Raw genomic sequence first — 24,701 nt, 5'->3', positions numbered from 1 at the left:
GTAGTTCACTTTGCTGAGACCCATTGGACCTAGAAGGGGCCAGCGGCGGTGGCAGAAGCACTCGAAGGGCGAATCACGGCGGTGCGTGGCGCGGTGCTCGACGTACGGTTCGAGGGCGGCTTGCCGGCGCTCGGCGAGGCGCTGTCGATCGTGACCGAAGCAGCCTCCCTGTTCGCCGAGGTCCAGGCGCACCTCGACGAATCGCGTATTCGCGCCATCGCCCTGGGCAACACCGCGGGTCTGCCACGTGGCCTGCCGGTGAGAGCCCTGGGCGGACCGCTGCAGGTGCCGGTCGGCCCCGCCGTCCTGGGGCGCCTGCTGAACGTGCATGGCGAGGTCGGCGACCTCGGTGATCCGCTCGCATCGACGCTGCCGCGGCGGCCGATCCTGCGCCAGCCGCCACCGCTGGCATCGCAACGGGCCAACCGTGAGCTGTTCGCCACCGGAATCAAGGTCATCGACCTGCTCACCCCGCTGGTGCAGGGCGGCAAGGCGGCGATGTTCGGCGGGGCCGGAGTGGGCAAGACGGTCCTGGTCATGGAGCTGATCCACGCCATGGCCGCGCGCTACCAGGGCATCTCGGTGTTTGCCGGCGTCGGCGAACGCTCCCGTGAAGGACACGAGATGCTGCTCGACATGCGCAGCTCCGGCGTGCTCGATCACACCGTGCTGGTCTACGGGCAGATGAACGAGCCGCCCGGTGCCCGCTGGCGCGTGCCCTTCACCGCGCTGACCATCGCCGAATACTTCCGCGACGAACGCCGGCAGAACGTGCTGCTGCTGATGGACAACGTCTTCCGTTTCGTGCAGGCCGGCGCCGAGGTCTCCGGTCTGCTCGGCCGGCCTCCATCACGGGTGGGCTATCAGCCGACGCTGGCCGACGAGGTCGCCGAACTGCAGGAACGCATCGTATCGGTCGATGGTGTTGCGGTGACTGCCATCGAGGCGGTTTACGTCCCGGCCGACGACTTCACCGACCCGGCGGTCAGCGCGCTGGCCGCACATGTCGACAGCATGGTCGTGCTGTCGCGCAGCATGGCGGCGCAGGGCATGTACCCGGCAGTCGACCCGATCGCCTCGTCGTCGCTGATGCTCGATCCACTGGTGGTAGGGGCCGAGCATGTGCGCATCGCCACCGAGGTGCGTCGCGCCATCGAGCATTACCGCAGCCTGCAGGACGTGATCTCGCTGCTGGGCGTCGAAGAGCTCGGCGTCGACGACCGCCGCATCGTCAACCGCGCACGTCGCCTGCAGCGCTTCCTGACCCAGCCGTTCGCGGTAACCGAGGCCTTTACCGGCATGCCGGGGCATTCGGTGGCGCTGGCCGATACCCTGGCCGGTTGCCGGGCGATTCTCGACGGTGAGTGCGATGACTGGCAGGAGCGCTCGCTGTACATGACCGGCACCCTGGAGGACGCGCGCGCCCGCGAAACGGCCTCGCGCCAGGAGGCGCGCTCATGACCGCGCCGTTGCACCTGCTGCTGACCACGCCACAGCGTGTCCTGATCGACGCCGAGGTGGTGGCGCTGCGGGCCGAGGATGCCAGCGGCGCCTTTGGCATCCTGCCGGGGCATACCGACCTGCTCACGGTGCTGGTGCCGACCGTGCTGCGCTGGCGCCTCGCCGATGGCAGCAGGCATTACTGCGCCGTCAGCGGCGGCGTGCTCAGCCTCAGCGCGGGCGAGCTGCGCATCGCCTGCCGCGAAGCGGTGCTCGGCGAGCGCCTGGACACGCTGCAGGCGGAGGTGGACAGCGAACGGGAGGCGCGTCGCGAGCGCATGCGCCAGGCCCGCGTCGAGCACCTGCAGCTGCACACCCGCGCGGTACGCCAGCTGGTGCGCTATCTGCGCGCCGGCGAACCGACGCCTTTCACCGAGGATGGGGGCCAATCATGAAGCGACCAGCGTCTTCGGCTGATCGGCTCGGCGACGCGGCGCGGCAAGCGCAGCGGCGGGCGACCCTGGCGCGCGAGGACCCCGAACCCTCTCTGGCGCGGCGACTCGGCCAGGTCGGTCTGCTCGGCTGGATGATCGTCACACCGTTGCTGCTGGGGCTGCTGGTGGGGCGCTGGCTGGATCGTCTACTCGGCAGCGGGGTGCTGTTCTCGGCGGCCCTGGTGGTCGCCGGTGCGGGGCTCGGCCTGTGGTCGGCCTGGCGCTGGATGCATCGACAATGAGGAGAAACTGATGCCGACATGGTCGTTCTGGCTGACCGGCGCCGTTGTCGGGTGGCTCACCGGATGGCTGCACTTCTCGGGGCTGGCCTTCAATCTGCGCCTGTTCGGCGAGGGACGGCTCGCCGCGGCGCTGGCGCTGCAGTGGCTGCGTATCGGGCTCAGCGTGGCCCTGCTGGCCTCACTGATAAACCTGGGATTGGGCGCCTTGCTCGGCGGTTGCCTGGGCCTGCTGCTGGCGCGCTGGCAGCTGATTCGCCGGCGAGGGCCGGCCTCATGATCCATTCACCCCTGACCCATGAAACGCTGTTCTGGATCGGCCCGCTGCCGATCAGCCACGCGGTGGCCGTCACCTGGGCACTGATGGCCCTGCTCGGCGTCGGCAGCTGGTGGCTGACGCGTCGCCTGGCGCTGCATCCGTCGCGCCTGCAGGCCGTGCTCGAGCTGCTGGTGACCACGCTCGACGCGCAGATCCGGGACACCATGCAGGTTGCGGCGGCGGCGCCCTACCGCGGGCTGATCGGCTCGCTGTTCCTGTTCATTCTCGCCGCCAACTGGAGCGAGCTGGTGCCCGGCATCGAGCCGCCGACAGCGAACCTCGAGACCGACACCGCGCTGGCGCTGCTGGTGCTGGTCGCCAGCGTCGGCTACGGCATCGCACGGCGTGGCCTGCGCCGTTACCTGCGTGCCTTTGCCGAGCCCAGCTGGCTGATGATCCCGCTCAACCTGGTGGAGCAGATCACCCGGACCTTTTCGCTCACCGTGCGGCTGTTCGGCAACGTGATGAGCGGCGTGTTCGTCATCGGCATCGCGCTGTCATTGGCCGGCTTGCTGGTGCCGATTCCTTTCATGGCGCTGGACATACTGACCGGTGCAATCCAGGCCTACATCTTCAGCGTGTTGGCGATGGTCTTCATTGGCGCCGCGATCGGCGGCGACTGAACAACCCACTCGGAGTCTTGCCATGGACAACATGATTCAGATCGTCAGCATTCTTGGCGCCGCCCTGGCGGTGTCCTTTGGTGCCATCGGCCCGGCGCTGGCCGAAGGCAAGGCGGTCGCCGCCACGATGGACGCCATCGCGCGCCAGCCGGAGGCCGCCGGAACGCTTTCGCGAACGCTGTTCGTCGGTCTGGCGATGATCGAAACCATGGCCATCTACTGCCTGGTGATCGCCGTGTTGCTGCTGTTCGCCAACCCCTTCGTGCAGTGAGGCGCAAATGAGCCTGGACTGGTGGACCCTTGGCCTGCAGACGATCAATGTCGTCGTTCTGGTCTGGCTGCTGTCGCGTTTCCTGTTCAAGCCGGTCGCGCGGATCATCGCCGAGCGGCAACAGGCCGCCGAGCGGCTGCTGGCCGAGGCGGACCAGGCGCGCCAGGCAGCCGACGAGACGCGCACGCGGATCGAGGCCGAGCACCAGGCGCTGCAGGCGCAGCGCGACGCCGCCCTGGCGCAGGTCGAGCAGGACGTGCAGCAGGCACGTGAGCAGCTGTTGCAGGCCGCTCGGGCAGAGGCCGACGAGCACCGTCGCCTGGCTGAAGCACAATGGCAGACCCAGCAGGCGCAGGTGCGGCAGACGCTCGAAGCACAGGCTGCGCAGTTGGCCCTGGAAATCGCTGCACGCTTGCTGCAACGCCTGCCGGAGTCGGCACGTGTGAACGGCTTTATCGAGGGGCTTGCCGAGGCTACCGCGCGCTTGCCCGAAGCGGTGCGCCAGGGCCTGGCGGAGCAGTCGGACGCGCTTGTGCTGCACGCCGCGCGTGCGCTGGACGAAGCCGAGCAGGCGGCCTGCCTCGATGCCCTGAGTGGCGTGCTCGGGCGCCGACCGACGCTCGAGGTGCGGATCGATCCGAGCCTCATCGCCGGGCTCGAACTCCAGGGGCGTACTGCGCAGGTGCATAACAGTCTGCGGGCCGATCTCGCCCGGGTGCAGCAGGAGTTGCAGCATGGCGCAGGATGAGCTCGATATGCCGAACGATGGCTGGCTGGCACGCCAGCGAGCGGCGCTGGCGCGGGCGCTGGTCGGCAGCGAGGGTCTCGAGACCGGACGTGTTGAGCAGGTCGCCGATGGCATCGCCCATGTCAGCGGCCTGCCCAGCGTCCGCCTCGACGAGCTGCTGCGCTTCGCCGATGGCAGCCTCGGCTTCGTCATGAGCCTGGAGGAGGGGCACCTGGCGGCCGTGCTGCTCGATCGTCAGACGACGTTGGCGGCCGGCATGCCCGTCTTCGGTACCGGTCAGGTGCTGCAGGTGCCGGTCGGCCCGGCGCTGCTCGGGCGGGTCGTCGACCCGCTCGGGCGTCCACTGGACGATCGCGCCGCGCCAGAGACGGCCGACTGGTTGCCGGTCGAGCGACCGGCCCCGGCAATCATCGAGCGAGCCTTGGTCAGCGAGCCGCTCGACACCGGCGTGCTGATCGTCGACGCCCTGTTCGCCATCGGCCGCGGCCAGCGTGAGCTGATCATCGGCGACCGGGCCACGGGCAAGACCTCCCTGGCGTTGGACGCGATCATCAACCAGAAGCACTCGGACGTGATCTGCGTCTACGTCGCCGTCGGCCAGCGTAGCGCGGCGGTGCAGCAGGCCATCGAAGCCGTGCGCCGGCAGGGTGCGCCGGAGCGCTGCGTGTTCGTCGTCGCCACTGCGGCCGACAGCGCGGGCCTGCAGTGGTTGGCGCCCTTCGCCGGGTTCAGCATTGCCGAGTATTTCCGCGACCGTGGCCAGCATGCGTTGATCGTCATCGACGACCTCAGCAAACATGCCGCCACCCATCGCGAACTGGCCTTGCTGACCCACGCGCCGCCGGGCCGCGAGGCCTTTCCTGGCGATATCTTCTACCTGCACGCGCGCCTGCTCGAACGGGCGGCCCGGCTGTCGCCCGAGCGTGGCGGCGGCTCGCTGACCGCCCTGCCGATCGCTCAGACCGAAGCGGGCAACCTGGCCGCCTACATTCCCACCAACCTCATTTCGATCACCGACGGCCAGATCGTTCTGGACAGCCACCTGGCGGCGGCCAATCAGCGTCCGGCGGTCGAGACCGGCCTGTCGGTCAGCCGGGTCGGCGGCAAGGCGCAGCCCAAGGCGCTGCGTCAGGTGGCCGGGCGCTTGCGCCTGGAGTATTCGCAGTTCCTCGAGCTGGAAATGTTCACCCGCTTCGGCGGTCTGGGCGATGCCCGGGTGCGGCAGCAGATGACCCGCGGCGAGCGAATCCGCGCGCTGCTGGTTCAGCCGCGCTTCACTGCCCTGCGGCGCAGCGATCAGATCGCCTTGCTCGCCGCCCTGGCCGAAGGCACCTTCGATGAGCGCCCGGTCAGCGTGATCGCTCCGCTGCAGCAGCGTCTGCCGGGTTGGCTCGATGCCCATGCGCCGACGTTGCGTGAGACCCTGGAGCAGGGTGGCGAACTGGATGACGCCGCTCGGCAGCGGCTGGTGCAGACGGTGGCCGCGCTGTGCGACGAGCTGCAGCAGGGTGGGGCATGAGCGGCCGGCTGGGTGAGGTTGCGCGCCACCTGGAGACCACCCGCGAACTCGGGCTGGTGATCGGCGCCATGCGTGCGATCGCTTCGGCGCGCTCGCGCGAGGCGCAGCGCTCGCTGGCGGCGGTACGCGACTTCGCGCAGACGCTCGGAATCGCCATCGGTGAGGCGCTGGCCTTGCCGCGCGGGCCGGCGGACGAGCTGCCCACGGCAAGGCAGCCGCGGCAGGTGGTCCTGGCGATCTGTGCCGAGCAGGGCTTCGTCGGCGGCTTCGATGCGAGGTTGCTGGAAACCCTGGCCGGTAGCCTGGACGCGGATACCGAGCTCTGGTTGCTGGGCGAGCGCGGGCAGGTCGCAGCGCCCGAGCACCGGCTGGTACCGACGTGGAGCGCGTCCATGGCGGTGCATCTGGACGATGTGCCGGAGCTCGCCACAACTTTGCTCGAGCGCATCTACGCCGGGCTCGATGAGCGGCCGCTGCATTTCAGTCTGCTGCACGCCCAGCCAGGTGAAGCCGGGCCGCCAACCCTGCTGTCACGACGTCTGCTGCCGTTCGACTATGGCCGCTTTCCCCAGGCCGGCCGTGGGTCCGCGCCCTGCACGCACCTGTCGCCGGCGGCTCTGGTGGCCGGTCTGGCTGAAGAGTACCTGTTCGCTGAACTGTGCGAAGCGCTGGTGTTGGCCTATGCCGCGGAAAACGAAGCGCGGATGCAGGCGATGATTTCGGCCGAGGGGCATCTGCAGGAGCGCCGCGAGTCGCTGCTCGGCGAATACCGGCGCCTGCGCCAGGACGAGATCACCGAGGAAATCATCGAGCTCACGCCGCGTAGCCCGGCGGGCGGCGGCTGAGCGGCTGGCCTCAGCCGCGGACCCAGCGCATGCGCATCCAGCCACTGGTGGCATCGACGACCAGGACCATCATCAGCATCGCGAGGATGACGGTCGAGGCCTGGGCTTCCTGGAACAGGCTGAGGCTCATGTAGAGCATCTGCCCCAGCCCGCCGGCGCCGACGAAGCCGAGCACGCTGGCCATGCGGATATTGTTTTCCCAGCGGTACAGCGAGTAGGCCACCAATTGCGGCCAGAGAGACGGCAGCGTGCCGTAGCAGAACGCTGCGATGCGGCCGCTACCGGCCAGGCGCAGCGCCTCGGTCGGCGCCGCCGGGGTATTTTCCAGCGCCTCGGCGAACAGACGCCCGAGCACGCCGGTGGTGTGCAGCGCCAGCGCCAGCGTCCCCGCGTTCGGTCCTAGCCCGGCGGCCAGTACCATCAACGCGGCCCAGACCAGCTCCGGAATCGCCCGTAGCGCATTGAGCAGCAGGCGGGCGCCGGCCTGGGCGGGCAGGCCGAAGCGCCCCGCGGCTGGCAGTGCCAGGGCCAGCCCCAGCAGGGCCGCGAGCAGTGTGCCGATGGCCGACATCGCCAGGGTTTCCAGCGCGGCGAAGCCGATGGCACGCAGGTGTGGCGCGGAGAAATCCGGTTGCAGGAAACGTGCAGCGTATTCGCCCATCGCGCCCAGCCCGTCGCGGCTGAGCAGGGCACCGGCGTCCAGTTGCAGGAAGGCAAAGGCGGCAACCACGGCGGCAAGCAGGCCGAGCGGCAGCAGCAGGCGCGACAGTCGGTTCATGCGTAGCGCCCCCGCAACAGGCGGCTGAGCACGTCGGCCAGCAGCACGAGGAGCAGAAAGGTCAGCAGCATGCTCGCCACTTCTCCGCCGGCGAACATGCGCATCGACAAATCCATCTGCTGGCCCAGCCCGCCGGCGCCGACGAAGCCCATGACCACCGAGGCACGCACGGCGCACTCCCAGCGGTACACCGAGTAGGAGAGCATCTCGCCGGCCGCCTGTGGCAGGACACCGTAGGCGAAGGCCTGCAGGCGCGAACTGCCTGCGCCGAGCAGCGCTCGGGCCGGGCCGGCATCGACCGACTCGAAAATCTCTGCGTAGACCTTGCCCAGCATTCCCGCATAAGTGATGGCGATGGCCAGCACGCCGGCCGTTGGCCCGAGGCCCACTGCACGGACGAAGAGCAGGGCCCAGACGATTTCCGGCACGCTACGCAGGACGATCAGCAGCACGCGCACCGGCCAGCGCAGCGCGGAGGCCCACCAATGCGGCCGTCCGCCATGGATCAGCGCCGACAGCGACAAGGCTCGGGTGGCGACCAGTGCCGCCGGCAGCGCGATCAGCAGGGCCAGGCTCATGCCAGCAGTGGCGATCGCCAGGGTTTCCAGCGTGGCCTGCAGCAGCAGGGCAAGAAACTCGGAACCATGCTCCGGCGGCCAGAAGGCCGAGAGGAAGCCACCCATGGTTTCGGCGTTGCTGCCGTCGAAGAGCACGCCAAGGTCCAGCTCGCTCAGCCGGATGCCTGGCCACAGCAGCGCGAGCACGACGAGCGTCAGCAGCAGGCGCGGCAGCGCCGCCGGGTCGCGGGGCGGGGCAGAGGCCATCAGCATCGCGGGATATGCACGCTCTGGCCGACGGGCGCCCCACTCGGCGGCCGGGGCGAGAGCTGCTCGTTGGCGTAGAGCGCTTCGAGCTCGGCTGCACTGACCGCCTCGGCGGCCTTGTCGAAGGCGATGCGCCCGTCACGCACGCCGATCACGCGTGGAAAGTGCGCCAGGGCCAGCTCCACGGCGTGCAGGCTGGCCAGCAGCGTTGCCTGGCGCGCCTGCGCTTCCTGCGTGAGCAGCTCCAGCGAGTGGGCCGCCAGCACCGGGTCCATCGCCGAAACCGGCTCGTCGGCGAGGATCAGCTCCGGCGCCTGGTACAGCACCCGGGCGATGCCCACGCGCTGCAGCTGGCCGCCGGAAAGCTGGTCGCAGCGCTGGAACAGCTTGTCCTGCAAATCCAGGCGCGCCAGGGCCTGGCGTGCACCCTGCGGGTCCAGCGGATAGACGAGGCTCAGCAGGCTGCGCGGCAGGGACCACTGGCCAAGCCGGCCGGCCAGTACGGCAGTGACCACACGCTGGCGGGGTGGCAGCGGCGGCGCCTGGTGGATCAGGCCGATGCGGCTGCGCAATTGCTGCCGCGCCCTGGTCGACAGCTGCCAGGGCGCCTGGTCGAGTACTTCGACCTGCCCGGCTGCAGGGCGCAGATGGCTGGCGAGCAGGCGCAACAGCGTGGTCTTGCCGGCGCCCGAGGGGCCGATGATGGCGATTCGTTCGCCCTGGGCGACCTGCAGGTCGAGGTCGTGCAGGGCCGCCTGGCCGTTGGCGTGGCGATAGGCCACGCCGGACAGGCGCAATGTCACTTCAGCAGGCCGGCCGCGCGCGCAGCCTCCTCGATGCCTTCGTAGTTTTCCGGCTTGGTCTCGATGAAGCGCGAGGCGGCCTGCAGGTCGAGAATCGCCTTGTGCTCCGGGTTGGCCGGGTCAAGCGCGAGGAACGCCGCCTTGATCTTTTCGGTCAGCGCCGGGTCGAGGGTGCCGCGCACCGTCCAGTTGTAGTCGTAGTAGGTCGGGGTGGTGCCGATTACGCGGACCTTGCTGGTATCGACCTTGCCAGCGGCGACCAGCTTGTCCCACACCGAGGCGTTGAGCACGCCGCCGTCGGCCTTGCCGGCCTGTACCCAGGCTGCAGTGGCGTCATGCGCGCCAGAGTAGGCGATGCGCTTGAAGAATTTCTCCGGCTCGATGCCGTCCTTGAGCATGAAGTAGCGCGGCATCAGGCTGCCGGACGTCGAGGAGACCGAGCCGAACGCAAAGGTCTTGCCTTCCAGGTCCTTGAGCGTCTTCACCTCGGGGTCGGCAGTGATGAACTTGCTGGTGAACTGCTCGTCCTGCTCGCGCTGGACCAGCGGGATGGCATTGCCGGTCTTCAGGCGCGCCTGGACGAAGGTGAATCCACCGAGCCAGGCCATGTCCAGCCGGTCCGAAGCCAGCGCCTCCACGACCGCGGCATAGTCGGAGACCGGGGTGAACTTCACCGGCATGCCCAGCTCTTTTTCGAGGTATTCACCCAGTGGCTTGAACTTGCGGATCAGTTCGGTGGGGGCTTCGTCGGGAATCGCGGAAACCCGCAGGGTTTCGGCAGCATGGATGGCGGTGACGGACAGGGACAGGGCAAGGCCGGCGACGGCTGCCAGGGTGCGCTTGAGCATGGGGTTCTCCGGTTCAATAGCGGAAAAAGCGGCGCGATTATAGGCGCCGCAGCCGGCGCTGCCCAGCGGCGGCTAGACTCGCTGGGTAGCATTGGCGGGTTCGAGGAGTCGAGCATGAAAGGACTTCCCTTCGGCAGGCGTTTCGGCTTCGCCCTGCAGGGCCTGCGGCAGGCCGTGCGCGGCGAGCGCAGCCTGCGCAGTCACCTGTTGGCGGCGGCTGCCGTGCTTTTGCTGCTGTTGCTCACGCGGCCCGCGGCGATCTGGTGGGCCGTGCTGTCGCTGGCCGTTGGCCTGGTACTGGTGGCCGAGTTGCTCAACAGTGCGCTCGAAGGGTTGCTCGACCACCTGCATCCGGCGCGCCACCCGGCGGTCGGCGCGGTGAAGGATATCGCCGCCGGTGCGGTGCTGGTCGCCAGCCTCGTCGCGCTGCTGGTCGGCGTGGCCTTTCTCGGCTCGCTCCTGTAACGGTGGCGCTTGGCGCGCATGCCGGGGCCGGCGCTAGAATCGGCGATTCGTCGAATCGAGGAGTCTGAGCATGTCCGAGCTGCCAACCCTGGGCTTTGCCGGTATCGGCCTGATGGGCCTGCCGATGTGTCGCCGTCTGCTGGCGGCGGGCTATCGGCTGAAGGTCTGGAACCGCACGCCGGACAAGTGCGCACCGCTGGTCGAACTGGGTGCCGAGCGCGTCGATACGCCGGCCGAGCTCTGTGCCAACACCGACATCGTGCTGCTGTGCCTGGCTGATACCCAGGTGGTGCGCGACGTGGTGTTCGGCCCGCGGGGCATTGCCGAGGGCGCGCGCAAGGGCCAGCTGCTGGTCGACCATTCCAGCCTGGAGCCGGCCGCCACCCGCGACATGGCCGCCGAGCTGGCGTTTCGCTGTGGCACCCACTGGGTCGATGCGCCGGTATCCGGCGGGACGGCCGGGGCCGAGGCGGGCAGTCTGGCGATCATGGCCGGCGGGCGTGCCGAGGATATCGAGCGGGTGCGTCCCGTGCTGATGCACCTGGGCCAGCGGCTGACGCACATGGGCGATGTCGGTGCCGGGCAGGTGAGCAAGGTGTGCAACCAGATGATCGTCGCCTGCAATGCGCTGGTGATCGCCGAGGTCGTGGCGCTGGCCGAGCGCGCCGGGGTCGATGCCGGCCTGCTGGCACCGGCGCTGGCCGGCGGCTTTGCCGATTCGAAGCCGCTGCAGATCCTCGCCCCGCAGATGGCGGCGAGCGCGTTCGAACCGGTGAAGTGGCACGTGCGCACGCTGCTCAAGGACCTGGATACCGCCGTCAAGCTGTCGCGCGAGCAGGGCTCGTCGACACCGATGAGTGGGTTGGCCGCGCAACTGATGCGCCTGCACGGCAGCCAGGGCAATCTTGCGCGCGACCCGGCGACGCTGGTCGAACTGTTCCGGGAGGCCCAGGCATGAAGATCGCAGCCAACCTGTCGCTGTTGTTCACCGAACTGCCGCTGGCCGAGCGTGTGCTGGCCGCCCGGGTCGCCGGCTTCGACGGCGTGGAAATCCAGTTCCCCTATGAGCTGCCGGCCGTGCTGCTCAAGGGCCTGCTCGACCGCGCCGACCTGCCGCTGATCCTGATCAACCTGCCGGCCGGCGACCTGATGAGCGGCGGCCCGGGCCTGGCCGCAGTGCCGGAGCGCCAGGAAGCCTTCGACCAGGCGCTGCAGGCGGCGGCCACCTATGCGGCGATGGTCCGCCCGGCCTTCGTCAACGTGCTGCCAGGTCGGCTGGCCGAGGGCATCGAGCGCGAGGCGGCGTTGGCGACGCTCGAACGCAACCTGTGGAAGACCGCCGAGGCGTTCGACATTCTCGGTATCGGTGTGCTCTGCGAGGCGATCAACCCGCTGGATATGCCGGGCTTTCTGATCAACACCGCCGACGAGCTGGCCGAGCTGCTCGAGCGGGTCGATCATCCCAATTGCCAGGCGCAGCTCGACTTCTATCACATGGCGCGCCAGGGGCTCGATCTGCCGACCTGCATCGCGCGGCTGGCCGGGCGCCTGGGCCATGTGCAGTTCGCCGATTGCCCCGGGCGCGGCGCGCCGGGCAGCGGCACGCTGGACTTCGTCGCTGCCCGCGAAGCACTGGTGAGCAGCGGCTATCAGGGCTGGCTGGGCGCCGAATACCGACCCGGCGAGGCCGGCACCGAGGCGAGCCTCGGCTGGCTCGAGCAATGGCGCAGTCGCTGAGGCATTGCCGGGCATAAGCCCGGCTGATGGTGACAGACAACCCGAAGAGCAGACTCTAGAGTCACGGTCGAGTCCCGGCTGGCGTGTGGCCGGCACCTATAACAACAATGAGACCGACAACATGCAGCCTTCGACCCAAGCCGCGAACGCCTGGCGCGTCCTGTTCCTGCTGTTTCTCGCCAACCTGTTCAACTTCTTCGATCGCACCATTCCGGCGATCATCACCGAGCCGATCCGCCTGGAGTGGAACCTCAACGACTTCCAGCTCGGCCTGATCGGCACCGCGTTCACCATCATCTATGCAATCGCCGGCGTCCCCCTGGGGCGCATGGCCGACAGCGGTTCGCGGCGCAAGATCATGGGCTGGGGCCTTACGGTGTGGAGCGGGCTGACGGCGGTCAATGGGCTGGCCTGGAATTTCTGGAGCTTTCTCCTGATTCGCATGGGCATCGGCGTCGGCGAAGCCAGTTACGCGCCGGCAGCCAACTCGCTGATCGGCGACCTGTTTCCGGCGCACAAGCGCGCCCGGGCCATGGGCATCTTCATGCTCGGGCTGCCGCTGGGGCTGCTGCTGGCCTTCTTCACCATCGGCTCGATGGTCGAGGCCTTTGGCAGCTGGCGCGCGCCGTTCTTCATCGCGGCGGTGCCCGGGCTGGTGCTGGCGCTGTTCCTGTTCTTCATCCGCGAACCCGAGCGCGGCGCGGCGGAAAGCGTGAAGGTGGCGCAGACGCCGGTGGAAAACCCGGTGCGCAAGGTCCTGGCGATCCCCACGTTCTGGTGGCTGGTGCTCGCCGGGCTGGCCTTCAACTTCGCCACCTACGCCTGCAACGCCTTCATGGTGCCGCTGCTGATGCGCTATTTCGGCGCGCCGCTGGTGCAGGCCTCGGTGGCTACCGGGGTGATCGTCGGGCTCACCGGGCTGATCGGCCTGACCTTTGGCGGCTGGGTGGCCGATCGCATCCACGCGCGCTTCGAGCGTGGCCGTCTGCTGTTCGCCGCGGCGAGCATGGTCGTCGCGACGCTGGCCACCGGCTATGCGCTGTTGGCCGGGCGCGTCGAACTCGGCGTCTTCGTCGCGGTGTTCAGCGTGGGTTGGTTGTTCTCGTACAACTTCTATACCTGCGTCTATACGGCGATTCAGGACGTGGTAGAACCGCGCCTGCGGGCCACGGCCATGGCGCTGTTCTTTGCCGGGCTGTACCTGCTCGGTGGCGGCATGGGCACGGTGGTGGTGGGGCTGCTGTCCGACCATTTCGCCGAGGCGGCGATGCTGGCCGCCGGGGCCGGCGCGATGAGCGAGGCGTTCCGCGCCATTGGTCTGCACGATGCGATGTATCTGATTCCGGCGACGCTGCTGATGACCATGGTCTTTCTGCTCATGGCCTCGCGCAGCTTCAGCCGCGACGCGGCGCGGATGACCGCCGGCATGGCCGCGCGCGAGGCCGAGGCCACCGGCCAGGCCGTGCCCGCCTGAGGATGAGCCGGAAGGCTGCCGGCGCGTGCCGGGGCCATCCGCCGGGCGGGCGATGTTCGGCCTGCAATGGCGCCGGGGCTGACGTAAACTGCGCGGCCCTTTCGATCCGGACCCGTTCATGCAGCCAGCAGTACCCGCCCGCGCCTGTGGCATCGACTTCGGCACCTCCAACTCCACCGTCGGCTGGTGGCGCCCCGGGCAGGACCCGCTGATCGCCCTCGAGGGCGAGGAGCCAACCCTGCCCTCGGTAGTGTTCTTCAACCTGGAAGAGCGCCGCCCGGTCTATGGCCGCCAGGCGCTGGCCGAATACCTCGAAGGCTACGAAGGCCGCCTGATGCGCTCGCTCAAGAGCCTGCTGGGCTCCAAGTTGCTCAAGAGCGAGACCACCGTGCTCGGCAGCGCCATGCCGTTCCGCGACATCCTCGGGCTGTTCCTCGGCACGCTGAAGACACGCGCCGAGACCGCCGCCGGGCGATCGTTCGAGCAGGTGGTGCTGGGCCGCCCGGTATTCTTCGTCGACGACGATCCACAGGCTGACCGCGAGGCGACCGAGATGCTCGAGGCCGCCGCCCGCAAGCTCGGCTTCAGTGAGGTTTCCTTCCAGTTCGAGCCCATTGCCGCGGCCTTCGACTACGAATCACGCATCAGCCGCGAGGAGCGCGTGCTAATCGTCGACATCGGCGGCGGTACCTCGGACTTCTCGCTGGTGCGCCTGTCGCCCGAGCGCCGCGTGCTGGACGACCGTCAGGCCGACATCCTCGCCACCGGCGGCGTGCACATCGGCGGCACCGACTTCGACAAGCAGCTCAGCCTGGCCGGCGTGATGCCGCTGTTCGGCTACGGCAGCCGGATGAAGAGCGACGCGCCGATGCCCACCAGCACGCACCTCAACCTCGCCACCTGGCACACCATCAATGCGGTCTATGCCCCGGCTTCGCAGCGTGCGCTGCAGAGCATGCGCTACGACATCGTCGACCCCACCGGCATCGATCGCCTGTTCAGCCTGATCGAGCAGCGCGCCGGACACTGGCTGGCGATGCAGGTCGAGCAGGGCAAGATCGAGCTGACCGAAGCCGAGCGGCATGTCATCGACTTCGCCCGCATCGAACCGCAGCTGCAGGCCGAACTCCGCCGGGATGACTTCGATACGGCGATCGAACCGCTGCTCGAGCGCATCGGTCGCAGTATCGACGAGTTGCTGCTGGCGGCAGGCCTTGCGCGGGACGAGGTCGACACCGTGTTCTTCACCGGCGGCTCGAGTGCGGTACCGGCGCTGCGACGCTGCGTCGCGAGCCGCCTGCCCGGAGCCCGCCAGGTCGAGGGCAACCGCTTTGGCAGTATCGGCAGCGGTTTGGCGATCGAGGCGCACAAGCGCTACGGTTAAGCGGGCCGGCTCGTCCGGCTGCCAGGTCCATCTATAGCCGGGAGAGGGTTCTACGCCATGGCCTACCGTATCAACCCCAGACGCAAGGCATCGCGTCAGGTCCGCAAGGCGGCGCTCGACCGTATCAGTGCGGCCTTGCAGGCCCTGGCGCTGCCGGCCGAGCGGCGTGTCGAGGGCGTGCACCAGGCGCGCAAGCGCTTCAAGGAATTGCGCGCACTGCTGCGCCTGGTGCGCGAGCCGCTGGGCAAGTCGTTCACCCGGTTCAACCTGGCGGTGCGCGATCTCGGCCGCGCCTTGGCCGAGTCGCGCGATGCGGCGGCCATGCTGGAGAGCTGGGACGCCCTGGCCAAGGAGCATCATGCGACCTTTGCCACCGAATCCTTCCGCCAGGTGCGCCACCGCCTCGAGGGCCGTGCGAAGGCGTCAGCCGGGCAGGCGGATGACTGGGCCGCGCACCTGGCTGAGGTGCAGGCGCAGTTGCAGGCACTGGCCGGCGAGATCGAGCGCTGGTCGCTGGAAGGCAAGGGGTTTGCGTTGCTGCAGCCGGGCCTCGCCCGTACCTATCGCGACGGCCGGCGCGACCTGGCGCTGGCGCGTCGCGAGCCAAGCGACGAGCGCCTTCACGAGTGGCGCAAGCGGGTCAAGGATCAGTGGTATCACAGCCAGTTGCTGACGCCGCTCTGGCCAGACGCCTTCGACTTTCGCAGCGGCCAGCTCAAGCGCCTGTCCGATGCGCTGGGCGACGACCACGACCTGGCGATGATGCTGGCGTTGCTGCAGGCCGATCCCGAGCTGTTCGGCTCGGCAGCGACGCGCGAGCGCCTGCTGCGCCTGATCGACAAGCGCCGGGCGGCGCTGCAGGCCGAGGCATTCACCCTCGGTGCGCGACTCTACGCGGAAAAGCCCGGCGCGCTCGCCCAGCGCTGGCAGCGCTACTGGCGGATCGCGCGGGCCGGGTAGCACGGGCCTGGCGGCGTCCGCCTCGGGCGGAAACAGCGAGGCGCCGGCCCGGTGTTGCTGGCGTCAGCCAGCCACCAGCACGCGAATGGCCTCCAGGCGCAGGGCGGCCTTCTCCAGCATCGCCAGGCCGTCCTCTCGCTGGCGGCGCAGGGCTTCGATCTCGCTGTCGCGCACGCTCGGGTTGACCGCCTGCAGGGCGATCAGGCGCGCCAGCTCTTCGTCCAGTTCGGCGGTCAGGCGTTGCTGGGCCTCGGCGACGCGGGCGGCATGGCGCGGCGCAACCCTGGCTTCGGCCGCATTGATCTGCGCACCCAGCTGGTCGCGCTGAGCCTGGACGAACTTGTTGGCGCTCGAGCGCGGCACGCTTTCGAGCTGGTCGTTGAGAGTGTCGAAGGCGACTTTCGCCGCCAGGTCGTTGCCATTGGCATCGAGCAGGCAGCGCAGCGCCATCGGCGGCAGAAAGCGCGACAGCTGCAGCGCACGCGGAGCCACCACTTCGCTGACATAGAGCAGCTCGAGCAGAACGGTGCCGGGCTTGAGGGCCTTGTTCTTGATCAGCGCCACGGCGGTATTGCCCATCGAGCCGGACAGCACCAGATCCATGCCGCCGCGGACCATCGGATGCTCCCAGGTGAGGAACTGCATGTCTTCGCGCGCCAGGGCCTGCTGGCGGTCGTAGGTGACCGTCACGGCCTCGTCGTCGCCCAGCGGGAAGCTGGCATCGAGCATCTTCTCGCTCGGGCGCAGCACCAGGGCGTTCTCGGAATGGTCCTCGCTGTCGATGCCAAAGGCATCGAAGAGCTTTTCCATATAGATCGGCAGGGCGAACTGATCGTCCTGCTCGGCAATGGCTTCGACCAGCGCGGCGCCTTTGTCGCCACCGGCCGAATTCAGCTCCAGCAGGCGGTCGCGGCCCTTGTGCAGCTCGCCCTCGAGTCGCTCGCGTTCGCCGCGGGCGGCATCGATCAGTGCCCCGAAGGCCTCGTCATCGTTGGCCTCCAGCTGATCCAGTAGCTGCGCGCCGAACTGGTGTTGCAGGGCATTGCCGGTCGGGCAGGTGGCCAGGAAGGCGTTGAGCGCGTCGTGGTACCAGCGGAACAGGCGTTCCTGGGGGCTGGTTTCCAGATAGGGGACGTGCAGCTGAATGGTGTGCTTCTGGCCGATCCGGTCGAGGCGGCCGATGCGCTGTTCGAGCAAATCCGGGTGGGCCGGCAGATCGAACAGCACCAGGTGATGGGCGAACTGGAAGTTGCGTCCCTCGGAGCCGATTTCCGAGCAGATCAGCACCTGCGCGCCGAATTCCTCGTCGGCGAAGTAGGCCGCGGCGCGGTCGCGCTCGAGGATGCTCATGCCCTCGTGGAACACCGTGGCCGGGATGCCGGAGCGTACGCGCAGGGCATCTTCGAGATCGAGTGCGGTCTCGGCATGGGCGCAGATGACCAGCACCTTGTACTTCTTCAGCATTTTCAGGGTGTCGATCAGCCATTCGACCCGCGGATCGAACTGCCACCAGCGGTTCTGCTCGTCGCCCGGTTCCTGCTGGCTCTGGAACGAGACCTCCGGATAGAGCTCGGCCTGTTCGCCGACAGGCAGCTCGAGGTATTCGACCGGGCAGGGCAGCGGGTAGGGATGCAGCTGGCGCTCGGGGAAGCCCTTGACCGCGGCGCGCGTGTTGCGGAACAGCAGGCGGCCGGTGCCGTGGCGGTCGAGCAGCTCGCGCACCAGTCGGTTGCTGGCCTCGATGTCGCCATCGGTGACGGCGGCCAGCAGCGCTTCGCCTTCGCTGCCGAGAAAATCATGGATGGTCTGGTGCGATTTCATCGACAGCCGGCCTTCGTCGAGCAGCTCCTGCACGGCTTCGGCCACGGGCTGATAGTGGTTGCTCTCGGCGCGGAAGGCCTCCAGGTCGTGGAAGCGGTTCGGGTCGAGCAGGCGCAGCCGCGCGAAGTGGCTGTCCAGGCCCAGCTGTTCGGGGGTGGCGGTGAGCAGCAGTACGCCGGGGATGACCTCGGCCAACTGCTCGACCAGGCGGTACTCGGGGCTCGCGCCCTCCGGGTGCCAGACCAGATGGTGCGCCTCGTCGACCACCAGCAGGTCCCAGCCGGCGGCAAAGGCCGCATCCTGGGCGCGCTCGTCGCCCTTGAGCCACTCCAGCGAGACGAGCGCCAGCTGGGCGTCCTCGAACGGGTTGCTGGCATCGCTCTCGATGAAGCGCTCGGCGTCGAACAGGGCGACGTCGAGGTTGAAGCGTCGACGCATCTCCACCAGCCACTGGTGCTGGAGGTTTTCCGGGACGAGGATCAGCACCCGGCTGGCGCGGCCGGAGAGCAGCTGGCGATGGATGACCAGGCCGGCCTCGATGGTTTTGCCCAGGCCCACCTCGTCGGCCAGCAGCACGCGCGGGGCGATGCGGTCGGCAACCTCGCGGGCGATGTGCAGCTGGTGCGCGATGGGCTGTGCACGGGCGCCGCCGAGGCCCCAGAGCGACGACTGCAGCTGTGCGCTCTGATGCTGAAGGGTGTGATAGCGCAGGGAGAACCAGGCCAGCGGGTCGATCTGGCCGGCGAAGAGGCGGTCGCTGGCCAGGCGGAACTGGATGAAGTTCGACAGCTGGGTTTCCGGCAGGGTGCGGGCTTCGTTGTGTGCGGTCAGGCCGTGGTAGACCAGCAGGCCGTCGACGTCGTCGACCTCGCGCACGGTCATCTTCCAGCCTTCGAAGTGGGTGATCTCGTCGCCGGGGACGAAGCGCACGCGCGTCAGCGGGGCACTGCGCACCGCGTACTGGCGGGTTTCGCCGGTCGCTGGATAGAGCACGGTGAGCATGCGTCCATCCTGTGTGAGGATGGTGCCGAGACCCAGTTCCGCTTCGCTGTCGCTGATCCAGCGTTGTCCCGGTAGATACTGCTGCGCCATGCTGCCTCCCGCTGTCGAAAAAAGCCGGCTATGTTAACGGAACGCCGCAGCGAGAGCGACGCCGATGCCGCTGCCAGGCGTCAGTGTAGCGGGCGCGGTCCGGCACGTTGCGCCAACGGCGACGAACAAGAGGAATCAACGATGCTGCCACCCATTCCGTCCGGTGTGATTCCGGTGACCGCCCAGCAGGATGCGGTCAAGCCGCGCCCGGACGTGGCACCGGTAACGCCGGTGCAGGCCTCGGCCCAGGAAAGCGCGGTGAGCCTGGATCGCCGCCATCCGCAGGATGCGCAGATGCGCCTGCGTGAAGAGCAGCGCCGACGTCAGCGCCGCGACCCTTCGGACGACGCACAAGGCGATGGGCCGACGGGCGAGGTTGCTGCGGTCGAGGCTCTGCCCGGTGAAACCGACGAACCGCCACGCCAGGGGCGTTGGGTCGACGTGGAAGTCTGATGCAGCGAATCGAACTCGCCGATGCCGAGCTGCTCTACTGCCGCGCCTGGTGCCCGCCACAAGAGGCCGATCGATGGCTGCGCGAGCTGATCGCCACGCTGCCCTGGTCGCAGCCGTCGATCCGCCTGTTCGGCAGACAGGTGAAGGTGCCGCGCGAGGTCGCCTGGATCGGCGACCCCGAGGCCCGGTACCGCTACTCCGGGCTGGACAACCAGCCGTCGCCCTGGACACCCCTGCTGGCCGCGATTCGCCAACGCCTCGAGCGCGAGCTTGGCCGGCCATTCAACGGTGTGCTGGTCAACCACTATCGCGATGGGCAGGACGCCATGGGCTGGCACAGCGATGACGAGCCCGAGCTGGGCGGCGATCCGCTGGTCGCTTCGCTCAGCCTGGGCGCGACGCGGCGCTTCGACCTGCGTCGCAAGGGCCAGACGCGCATCGCACATTCTATGGAGCTGGAACACGGCTCACTGCTGGTCATGGACGGGTTGACCCAGCATCATTGGCAGCACCAGATCGCGCGCACGACCCGGGTGCATGCCCCGCGCGTCAACCTGACCTTCCGCCAGATCATCGCGAGCCGTACAGACAGATGAGTAAGGACAGCAACCTGATCGATTTCGATGCCGAGCGCAGCAAGCGCATCCACGATCTCAACGACAAGCGGCTGGACGACATGCGCAAGGCCTTCGAGCAGGCCCTGCCGCTGGGCAATGGCCGCAAGAAGGCTCGCAAGAAGCCAAAGAAGCGCTGAGCTCACCGCCCGGCTTTGCCAAACAACCCGAAAACCGGCCTCAGAGGCCGGTTTTTCTTGATCCAGATCAGTCGCCCGAACAGCTTTCGGTCGTGCTCCCGCTGCTATTGACCCGGGTCAATTTTGCTGGGGTGGGGCGGGTTTAACGTTCACCCATCGGACATCGCAACGGATTCGGAGGACGGTCTCATGTTCGTCGATAGCGTAGTACTCGCAGGGGTGGTCACGGTCGGCCTGATGGTCGTTTTCCTGGGCGGTGTTGCTTATTTCATCTGGCGGGACTCGAAGAAGAAGCGCAGCTGACCCGCTGATACAGAGCACGCAAGGCATTTAGGCGACCTCAGGTCGCCTTTTTTTTGCCTTCGATTTTTCGCCTCGCACGGGCCGCGGCGCAGCCCGTGCGTAGCGACCCGCGAAGCTTCGCGGTCTTCCGTCCCGCTGGATCAGCCGAAGCTGATCGGTGGCAGCTCCTTGAGTTCGACGGTTTCCTGCTTGCGCGGGGCCAGCACTTCGGCTTCGCCGTCGACCACGATTTCCTCGTTCTGGTTGTAGACCTGGGTGGCGACGCGCACACGGTTCTTCGGCAGCTTCTCGAGGATCTCCAGGCGCACCACCAGGGTGTCACCCAGCTTCACCGGCCGGGTGAACTTCATTGTCTGGCCCAGATAGATGGTGCCTGGGCCGGGCAGGGTGCAGGCGACCGCCGCGCTGATCAGCGCCCCGCTGAACATGCCATGGGCGATACGCTCCTTGAACAACGTCCCGGCGGCATAGTCGGCGTCCAGGTGCACGGGGTTGCGGTCGCCGGACATGGCGGCGAACAGCTGGATGTCGCGCTCGTCGACGGTCTTCTCGTAGCTGGCCTTCTGGCCGACTTCCAATGCGGAGTAGGGCGTGTTGCTGATGCGGGTCATGGGGTAGGTCCATGCAGGTGATTGAGCAGCGCTGCAACAGCGCTCGGGCGTCTTCGCGGCTCTGCGGGCGAAGCGCGCATTCTAGTGACTGCAGGCGCGCTTGTCCTGACTGACCGGTCACGCTGCGTGATCCGAAATTCACGGCATGGATGCAAGGCCATCTCGGTTGCGCCGGCAAGCCGAGCTGATAAGTTCGCTCTAGCCCCTCGCGGCTCGGACCACTCAGGTAAAGAGGCCAATAACAATGCAACCTGATTTCTGGAGCGACAAACGGCCGGCGGGCGTGCCCAACGAAATCGACATGGGCGGTTACCGCTCGGTCGTCGATGTGTTCGAGCGCGCTTGCCGGCAGCATGCGGACCGTCCGGCATTCACCAACATGGGTGTGACTCTCAATTACGCCGATCTGGAGCGCCATTCGGCGGCCTTCGCGGCCTGGCTGCAGAACCACACCGATCTCAAGCCGGGCGATCGCATCGCGGTGCAGATGCCGAACCTCTTGCAATATCCCATCGCCGTGTTCGGTGCGCTGCGGGCGGGGCTGATCGTGGTCAACACCAACCCCTTGTATACCGTGCGTGAAATGCGCCACCAGTTCCGGGATGCCGGGGCTCGGGCGCTTGTGTACCTGAACACCTTTGGCAAGCAGGTGCAGGAAGTGCTGGCTGACACCGAGATCGAGTATCTGATCGAAGCGCAGATCGGCGACCTGTTGCCCTCATTCAAGGGGCTGTTGGTCAACACCGCGGTCAAGCACGTGAAAAAGATGGTGCCCGCCTACAACCTGCCGCAGGCGGTTTCGTTCAAGCGTCTGCTGCGCGAGGGGGCCGGTGCCGGCTTGCGCCCGGTGTCGCTGGCGCTCGAGGACATCGCCGTGCTGCAGTACACCGGCGGCACCACAGGCGTGGCCAAGGGCGCGATGCTCAGCCACGGCAACCTGGTCGCCAACATGCAGCAGGTCAAGGCCAACATGCAGCAGCTCGACGCGCAGGGCCACCCGGTGATCCGCGAAGGGCAGGAGGTGATGATCGCGCCGCTGCCGCTGTATCACATCTATGCATTTACCGTGAACTGCATGTGCATGATGGTCACTGGCAACCATAACGTGCTGATCACCAATCCACGCGACATCAACGCTTTCGTCAAGGAGCTGCAACGCTGGCAGTTCTCCGGTTTTCTCGGGCTGAACACGCTGTTCGTTGCACTGATGAGCCACCCGGAGTTCGGCAAGATCGATTTCTCCCGCCTCAAGGGCACCAACTCGGGCGGCACTGCGCTGATGTCGGCAGTGGCCGAGCGCTGGAAGAGCCTGACCGGCTGCACGGTGATGGAAGGCTATGGGCTGACGGAGACATCGCCGGTGGTCTGCGCCAATCCGCACGGCGAGAAGTCGCGCCTGGGCACGGTCGGCCTGCCGGTGCCGGGCACTCAGTTGAAGGTGATCGACGAGGCCGGCAACACCCTGCCGCTGGGCGAGCGCGGCGAACTCTGCGTCAAGGGCCCGCAGGTGATGGTCGGCTACTGGCAGCGCCCCGAGGCGACCGCCGAGGTGCTGGACGCCGAGGGCTGGCTGCGCACCGGCGACATCGCGGTGATCGACGCTGAGGGCTTTGTCAGTATCGTCGACCGCAAGAAGGACCTGATCATCGTCTCGGGCTTCAATGTCTATCCCAACGAGATCGAAGAAGTGGTGATGGCGCATCCCAAGGTCGCAGCCTGCGCCGCCATCGGGGTACAGGACGAAAAATCGGGCGAGGCGGTCAAGCTGTTCGTGGTGCCGAGCGCGCCCGATCTCACCGAGGCCGAGTTGCACGCCTACTGCCGGGAGAACTTCACCGGCTACAAGATGCCCCGCCATTACGTGTTCCGCGAGTCCCTGCCGATGACTCCGGTGGGCAAGATCCTGCGGCGCGAATTGCGCGACCTCGCCTGACCCCTCGAGCCCCCGCAGGCACGTGACCGCAAGTTGATTGGTGGTCATTTTGTGCCTGTATGGGGCTTCGGAGGCCCTGTTCGGCCTGTTTTAAAGCTGCTAACCTCGGGCCGCTTTCTGCTGCTATTTGCAGTACAAAAGTTTACAAATCACAACAAAACAGCTGCCATTGAGTGCAGTGACAAAGCTGTCGCTTAGGAGTGGGTTCATGACCGATAACTTCTGGAAGGATAAATATCCTGTTGGGGTTGCAAGCGAAATCAATCCCGACGAATACCAGAACATCCAGGCGGTGCTTAAGCAGTCGTGCGAGCGGTTCGCCGACAAGCCGGCCTTCAGCAACCTCGGCAAGACCCTCACCTATGGCGAGCTGTATCGGCTCTCTGGCGAGTTTGCCGCCTACCTCCAGCAACTCCCGGGCCTGGAACCCGGCGACCGCATCGCCGTGCAGCTGCCGAACGTGCTGCAGTATCCGGTGGTGGTGTTCGGCGCCATGCGTGCCGGGCTCATCGTGGTCAATACCAACCCGCTCTATACCGCGCGGGAGATGGAGCATCAGTTCAACGATGCCGGCGCCAAGGCGCTGGTGTGTCTGGCCAACATGGCGCACCTGGCCGAGGAAGTGCTGCCGCGCACCGGCATCAAGCACGTAATCGTCACCGAGGTCGGCGATATGTTGCCGCCGCTCAAGCGCCTGCTGGTCAATGCTGTGGTCAAGCACGTCAAGAAGATGGTGCCCAGCTACAGCCTGCCCAAGGCGATCAAGTTCACCGACGCGCTGGCCGGCGGCCGCGGCAAGTCACTCAGGGAAGCCTGCCCGCAGGGCGACGACGTCGCCGTACTGCAGTACACCGGCGGCACCACCGGCGTGGCCAAGGGCGCCATGCTCACGCACCGCAACATCGTCGCCAACATGCTGCAGAACCGCGCACTGATGGGTAGCGAGCTGCAGGAAGGCACCGAGGTGATGATCGCGCCGCTGCCGCTGTATCACATCTACGCCTTCACCTTTCACTGCATGGCGATGATGCTGATCGGTGCACACAACATCCTGATCACCAACCCGCGCGACCTGCCGACGATGGTCAAGGACCTCTCCAAGTACCGCTTCACCGGTTTCGTCGGCCTCAACACGCTGTTTGTCGCGCTGTGCAACAACGACAGTTTCCGCGCGCTGGACTTTTCCGGCCTGAAGCTCACGGTGTCCGGCGGCATGGCGCTGCAGCTGGCGACGGCCGAGCGCTGGAAGGCCGTGACCGGTTGCGACATCGCCGAAGGTTTCGGCATGACCGAAACCAGCCCGGTGGTATCGGTCAACCCGATCAAGCACATCAAGCTCGGCACCATCGGCATTCCGCTGCCGTCGACCGAGTGCAAGGTGATCGACGACGAGGGCAACGACCTGCCCATGGGCTCGATCGGTGAGCTCTGCGTGCGTGGCCCGCAGGTCATGAAGGGCTACTGGCAGCGCCCCGAGGCGACCGCCGAGATCCTCAGCGCCGACGGCTGGCTGAAGACCGGCGACATTGGCGTGATCCAGGAAGACGGCTACATGCGCATCGTCGACCGGAAGAAGGACATGATCCTGGTGTCCGGCTTCAACGTGTATCCGAACGAGCTGGAGGACGTGCTGGCCACCCTGCCGGGCGTGCTGCAATGTGCTGCCATCGGCGTGCCGGACGAGAAATCGGGCGAGGCGATCAAGCTGTTCGTGGTGGCCAAGCCAGGCGAGAGCCTGACCAAGGAGCAGGTCATGCAGCATATGCACGACAACCTGACCGGCTACAAGCGGCCGCGCTACATCGAGTTCCGTGACAGCCTGCCGACCACCAATGTCGGCAAGATCCTGCGCCGCGAGCTGCGCGACCAGGAGCTGAAGAAACAGGCGGCGACGGCTTAACCCCGTCGTTCCACAAAAAAGCCCCGCATGCCGCGGGGCTTTTTTTTTACCGCCGTCATTACC

Annotated in this window: 27 protein-coding genes; 21 read left to right on the top strand and 6 right to left on the bottom strand. The window is 67.4% G+C overall.

What is annotated here, in order from left to right:
- Positions 1 to 48: 48 nt before the first annotated feature.
- The 9 genes from atpD to AC0KXH_RS14295 are packed head-to-tail and all read left to right on the top strand — an operon-like array spanning position 49 to position 6,498.
- Positions 49 to 1,461: a F0F1 ATP synthase subunit beta gene (gene atpD, locus AC0KXH_RS14335; RefSeq protein ID WP_312381277.1), complete on the top strand. Its 1,413-nt coding sequence runs from the start codon at positions 49 to 51 to the stop codon at positions 1,459 to 1,461.
- A complete protein-coding gene (locus AC0KXH_RS14330) occupies positions 1,458 to 1,895 on the top strand; it encodes a F0F1 ATP synthase subunit epsilon (RefSeq protein ID WP_061340718.1) in 438 nt (145 codons plus the stop codon). Before atpD ends, AC0KXH_RS14330 begins: the two co-directional genes overlap by 4 nt.
- Positions 1,892 to 2,176: an AtpZ/AtpI family protein gene (locus AC0KXH_RS14325; RefSeq protein ID WP_061340717.1), complete on the top strand. Its 285-nt coding sequence runs from the start codon at positions 1,892 to 1,894 to the stop codon at positions 2,174 to 2,176. Before AC0KXH_RS14330 ends, AC0KXH_RS14325 begins: the two co-directional genes overlap by 4 nt.
- A 10-nt stretch (positions 2,177 to 2,186) precedes the next feature.
- A complete protein-coding gene (locus AC0KXH_RS14320) occupies positions 2,187 to 2,453 on the top strand; it encodes an N-ATPase subunit AtpR (RefSeq protein ID WP_041106788.1) in 267 nt (88 codons plus the stop codon).
- Positions 2,450 to 3,115 carry a F0F1 ATP synthase subunit A gene (locus AC0KXH_RS14315; protein WP_488223600.1) on the top strand — a complete coding sequence of 222 codons (666 nt, stop codon included), beginning with the start codon at positions 2,450 to 2,452 and terminating at the stop codon, positions 3,113 to 3,115. Before AC0KXH_RS14320 ends, AC0KXH_RS14315 begins: the two co-directional genes overlap by 4 nt.
- Before the next feature lie 22 nt (positions 3,116 to 3,137).
- Entirely contained in the window at positions 3,138 to 3,386 is a 249-nt protein-coding gene (locus AC0KXH_RS14310; protein WP_041106786.1) for a F0F1 ATP synthase subunit C, read from the top strand.
- Positions 3,387 to 3,393: 7 nt separating this feature from the next.
- Positions 3,394 to 4,134 carry a F0F1 ATP synthase subunit delta gene (locus AC0KXH_RS14305; RefSeq protein ID WP_165562938.1) on the top strand — a complete coding sequence of 247 codons (741 nt, stop codon included), beginning with the start codon at positions 3,394 to 3,396 and terminating at the stop codon, positions 4,132 to 4,134.
- Complete coding sequence (locus AC0KXH_RS14300; protein WP_488223599.1) at positions 4,121 to 5,653, top strand: F0F1 ATP synthase subunit alpha; 1,533 nt, start codon at positions 4,121 to 4,123, stop codon at positions 5,651 to 5,653. The genes AC0KXH_RS14305 and AC0KXH_RS14300 overlap by 14 nt, the downstream gene beginning before the upstream one ends.
- Positions 5,650 to 6,498, top strand: coding sequence for a F0F1 ATP synthase subunit gamma (locus AC0KXH_RS14295; RefSeq protein ID WP_488223598.1), 849 nt, complete (start codon positions 5,650 to 5,652; stop codon positions 6,496 to 6,498). Before AC0KXH_RS14300 ends, AC0KXH_RS14295 begins: the two co-directional genes overlap by 4 nt.
- Positions 6,499 to 6,508: 10 nt before the next feature.
- On the opposite strand, the gene phnE is transcribed toward AC0KXH_RS14295, so the two are convergent.
- Genes phnE through AC0KXH_RS14275 form a run of 4 tightly spaced genes read right to left on the bottom strand, consistent with a single transcriptional unit; the run spans position 6,509 to position 9,751 of the window.
- Positions 6,509 to 7,276 (bottom strand): phosphonate ABC transporter, permease protein PhnE, encoded by a 768-nt coding sequence (gene phnE, locus AC0KXH_RS14290; protein WP_488223597.1) that lies wholly within the window; start codon positions 7,274 to 7,276, stop codon positions 6,509 to 6,511.
- Positions 7,273 to 8,106 carry a PhnE/PtxC family ABC transporter permease gene (locus tag AC0KXH_RS14285; RefSeq protein WP_488223596.1) on the bottom strand — a complete coding sequence of 278 codons (834 nt, stop codon included), beginning with the start codon at positions 8,104 to 8,106 and terminating at the stop codon, positions 7,273 to 7,275. Before AC0KXH_RS14285 ends, phnE begins: the two co-directional genes overlap by 4 nt.
- A complete protein-coding gene (locus AC0KXH_RS14280; protein WP_200629120.1) occupies positions 8,100 to 8,903 on the bottom strand; it encodes a phosphonate ABC transporter ATP-binding protein in 804 nt (267 codons plus the stop codon). The genes AC0KXH_RS14285 and AC0KXH_RS14280 overlap by 7 nt, the downstream gene beginning before the upstream one ends.
- Entirely contained in the window at positions 8,900 to 9,751 is an 852-nt protein-coding gene (locus AC0KXH_RS14275) for a putative selenate ABC transporter substrate-binding protein (RefSeq protein ID WP_043221420.1), read from the bottom strand. The genes AC0KXH_RS14280 and AC0KXH_RS14275 overlap by 4 nt, the downstream gene beginning before the upstream one ends.
- A 114-nt stretch (positions 9,752 to 9,865) precedes the next feature.
- Between AC0KXH_RS14275 and AC0KXH_RS14270 the strand changes: the two genes are divergently transcribed.
- From AC0KXH_RS14270 to AC0KXH_RS14245, 6 genes are all read left to right on the top strand, one after another.
- Positions 9,866 to 10,216: a diacylglycerol kinase gene (locus AC0KXH_RS14270; RefSeq protein ID WP_043221418.1), complete on the top strand. Its 351-nt coding sequence runs from the start codon at positions 9,866 to 9,868 to the stop codon at positions 10,214 to 10,216.
- A 70-nt stretch (positions 10,217 to 10,286) separates the two neighbouring features.
- On the top strand, positions 10,287 to 11,174 hold the full coding sequence (locus AC0KXH_RS14265) for an NAD(P)-dependent oxidoreductase (RefSeq protein ID WP_043221416.1): 888 nt from the start codon (positions 10,287 to 10,289) through the stop codon (positions 11,172 to 11,174).
- Positions 11,171 to 11,953, top strand: coding sequence for a hydroxypyruvate isomerase family protein (locus AC0KXH_RS14260; RefSeq protein ID WP_061338319.1), 783 nt, complete (start codon positions 11,171 to 11,173; stop codon positions 11,951 to 11,953). Before AC0KXH_RS14265 ends, AC0KXH_RS14260 begins: the two co-directional genes overlap by 4 nt.
- Before the next feature lie 121 nt (positions 11,954 to 12,074).
- Positions 12,075 to 13,427, top strand: coding sequence for a spinster family MFS transporter (locus AC0KXH_RS14255; protein ID WP_041107542.1), 1,353 nt, complete (start codon positions 12,075 to 12,077; stop codon positions 13,425 to 13,427).
- Between the two features lie 118 nt (positions 13,428 to 13,545).
- Complete coding sequence (locus AC0KXH_RS14250) at positions 13,546 to 14,811, top strand: Hsp70 family protein (protein WP_313281203.1); 1,266 nt, start codon at positions 13,546 to 13,548, stop codon at positions 14,809 to 14,811.
- 57 nt (positions 14,812 to 14,868) lie between these two features.
- Entirely contained in the window at positions 14,869 to 15,771 is a 903-nt protein-coding gene (locus AC0KXH_RS14245) for a CHAD domain-containing protein (protein ID WP_312381258.1), read from the top strand.
- A 63-nt stretch (positions 15,772 to 15,834) separates the two neighbouring features.
- On the opposite strand, the gene rapA is transcribed toward AC0KXH_RS14245, so the two are convergent.
- Positions 15,835 to 18,684 (bottom strand): RNA polymerase-associated protein RapA, encoded by a 2,850-nt coding sequence (gene rapA / locus AC0KXH_RS14240; RefSeq protein ID WP_061340705.1) that lies wholly within the window; start codon positions 18,682 to 18,684, stop codon positions 15,835 to 15,837.
- Positions 18,685 to 18,825: 141 nt separating this feature from the next.
- Here rapA and AC0KXH_RS14235 point away from each other — a divergent pair, with 141 nt between their 5' ends.
- From AC0KXH_RS14235 to ccoM, 4 genes are all read left to right on the top strand, one after another.
- A complete protein-coding gene (locus AC0KXH_RS14235) occupies positions 18,826 to 19,137 on the top strand; it encodes an aspartate-semialdehyde dehydrogenase (RefSeq protein WP_237145025.1) in 312 nt (103 codons plus the stop codon).
- Positions 19,137 to 19,733, top strand: a complete 597-nt coding sequence (locus AC0KXH_RS14230) for an alpha-ketoglutarate-dependent dioxygenase AlkB family protein (protein ID WP_488223595.1) — start codon at positions 19,137 to 19,139, stop codon at positions 19,731 to 19,733. The genes AC0KXH_RS14235 and AC0KXH_RS14230 overlap by 1 nt, the downstream gene beginning before the upstream one ends.
- Positions 19,730 to 19,891 (top strand): hypothetical protein, encoded by a 162-nt coding sequence (locus tag AC0KXH_RS14225; RefSeq protein WP_165562947.1) that lies wholly within the window; start codon positions 19,730 to 19,732, stop codon positions 19,889 to 19,891. Before AC0KXH_RS14230 ends, AC0KXH_RS14225 begins: the two co-directional genes overlap by 4 nt.
- Before the next feature lie 189 nt (positions 19,892 to 20,080).
- Positions 20,081 to 20,194 (top strand): cytochrome c oxidase subunit CcoM, encoded by a 114-nt coding sequence (gene ccoM / locus AC0KXH_RS14220; RefSeq protein WP_041106760.1) that lies wholly within the window; start codon positions 20,081 to 20,083, stop codon positions 20,192 to 20,194.
- Between the two features lie 140 nt (positions 20,195 to 20,334).
- Here ccoM and AC0KXH_RS14215 read toward each other — a convergent pair whose 3' ends face one another.
- On the bottom strand, positions 20,335 to 20,805 hold the full coding sequence (locus tag AC0KXH_RS14215) for a MaoC family dehydratase (protein WP_043221407.1): 471 nt from the start codon (positions 20,803 to 20,805) through the stop codon (positions 20,335 to 20,337).
- Between the two features lie 244 nt (positions 20,806 to 21,049).
- Between AC0KXH_RS14215 and fadD2 the strand changes: the two genes are divergently transcribed.
- Both fadD2 and fadD1 read left to right on the top strand, forming a co-directional pair.
- Entirely contained in the window at positions 21,050 to 22,738 is a 1,689-nt protein-coding gene (gene fadD2 / locus AC0KXH_RS14210) for a long-chain-fatty-acid--CoA ligase FadD2 (protein WP_041106755.1), read from the top strand.
- Positions 22,739 to 22,946: 208 nt separating this feature from the next.
- On the top strand, positions 22,947 to 24,638 hold the full coding sequence (gene fadD1, locus AC0KXH_RS14205) for a long-chain-fatty-acid--CoA ligase FadD1 (RefSeq protein WP_041106754.1): 1,692 nt from the start codon (positions 22,947 to 22,949) through the stop codon (positions 24,636 to 24,638).
- Positions 24,639 to 24,701: the final 63 nt, after the last annotated feature.

This window comes from Stutzerimonas sp. CXK-1 (assembly GCF_057738225.1).
The sequence above is the reverse complement of the archived record's forward strand: the minus strand, read 5'-3'. Positions and strand labels throughout refer to the sequence as shown.